The sequence below is a fragment of the Flavobacterium collinsii genome (assembly GCF_902804485.1).
Lineage (GTDB): Bacteria > Bacteroidota > Bacteroidia > Flavobacteriales > Flavobacteriaceae > Flavobacterium > Flavobacterium collinsii.
The window spans coordinates 1-1609 of sequence record NZ_CADCST010000024.1; the positions used below are offsets into that span (position 1 = coordinate 1).

Consider the following 1609-nt stretch of genomic DNA (forward strand, 5'->3'; position numbering starts at 1 on the left):
TCATCTGGTTCAGGGTATAAACAGCAATTTACCCGAACTGACCATACAATATAAAGACTATGCATCCTGGATGAGAAGCGAAAAACAGCTTTCGAAACTAAAAGAATCAGAAGCCTACTGGCTTAACATATTTAGCGGAGACCTGCCGGTACTGGAACTTCCAACTCCTAAAATGAGGCCAAAAGTAAAGACCTATGCAGGAGATTCCATCACCCATAGCTTCACCAAAGAAGCAAGTAATAATTTACAATCCTTTTCAGAACAGCACCAGGCCAGTCTTTTTATGGTTTTAATGGCGGGAATAAACGGATTACTATCCAGATATTCCAACACCAGAGACCTTATTTTAGGAACTCCCGTAGCAGGAAGAGAACACAGTGATTTAGAAAACCAAATCGGACTCTATCTCAACACACTGGCCATTCGAACCACATTTGAAGAAATAGCCAGTTTTGAAACCCTGCTGGAAACACAAAAAGACACCTTGTTAAATGCCTATTCGCATCAGGAGTATCCATTGGATAATCTGGTAGAAGAACTGGGATTAGGAAGAGATACCAGCCGATCGGCACTTTTTGATGTACTGGTTGTATTGCAAAACCAACAAGATCTGTTTGCATCAGATCAGCAAATAGAGGGATTAACCCTAACACCCTACAAAGGCTATCAAAGAAAAGTAAGTCAGTTTGATTTAAGCTTCATTTTTTCAGAGAAAGAAGGACAATTGATTTTACACATCGAATACAACATCGATATTTATGAGGCAGAATTTGTAGCACGCTTAGCCGAGCATTTGGAAACCTTTTTAACAGAAGCTATCCAAAATCCAAGTCAAAAAGTAGACAGTCTGAACTATTTGGGTACTGGCGAAAAAACGCAATTGCTGTATGATTTTAACGATACTACAGTGGAGTATCCCAACACCACGATGGTCGATCTGTTTGTAAATCAGGCAAGAAAAACCCCGGAACAAATTGCTCTGGTAACCGACGATAAAACTTTTACTTACCAAGAACTCGATGAGTTGTCGAACGAACTCTCGCATTATTTGTTGAGTAATTACAATCTGGGAATAGAAGATCTGGTAGGTGTGAAATTAGGCCGCACAGAATGGCTTCCTCTTGCTTTACTGGCTGTTTTAAAATCGGGCTGTGCTTATGTTCCAATCGATCCGAACTATCCGGCGCAGCGTATTGCCTACATTGAGCAAGACAGTAAATGTAAAGTGACCATAGACGAGGCTTTTATAAAAGCATTTAACCAATCGGCATCCATTTCAAAAGCACTTCCGCAGATTACTTTTAACCCAGATAACCTGGCGTATATCATTTACACCTCAGGCTCAACGGGCAAACCAAAAGGAGTAATGATTACCCATCAGAATGCTTCAAAAATGCTGCACTGGTCACAGAGAGAATTTAGTGATACCAACTTTGAGATCCTCTATGCAGTAACTTCACATTGTTTTGATTTATCGGTTTATGAGTTTTTCTATCCGCTTAGTATCGGCAAGAAAATACGCTTATTAACCAACGGATTGGCCATTGGAGATTATATCCAAAACGATCAAAACGTACTGATCAACACCGTTCCTTCTGTGGTTCACACG

The 1609-nt window shown here is 40.2% G+C and carries 1 protein-coding gene; it reads left to right on the forward strand.

The genetic code is table 11. The annotated features are described in order from the left end of the window. Positions 1 to 1609, forward strand: a 1609-nt coding sequence (locus tag FLA105534_RS00155) for a non-ribosomal peptide synthetase (protein WP_173964034.1), incomplete at both ends; no start/stop codon positions are given.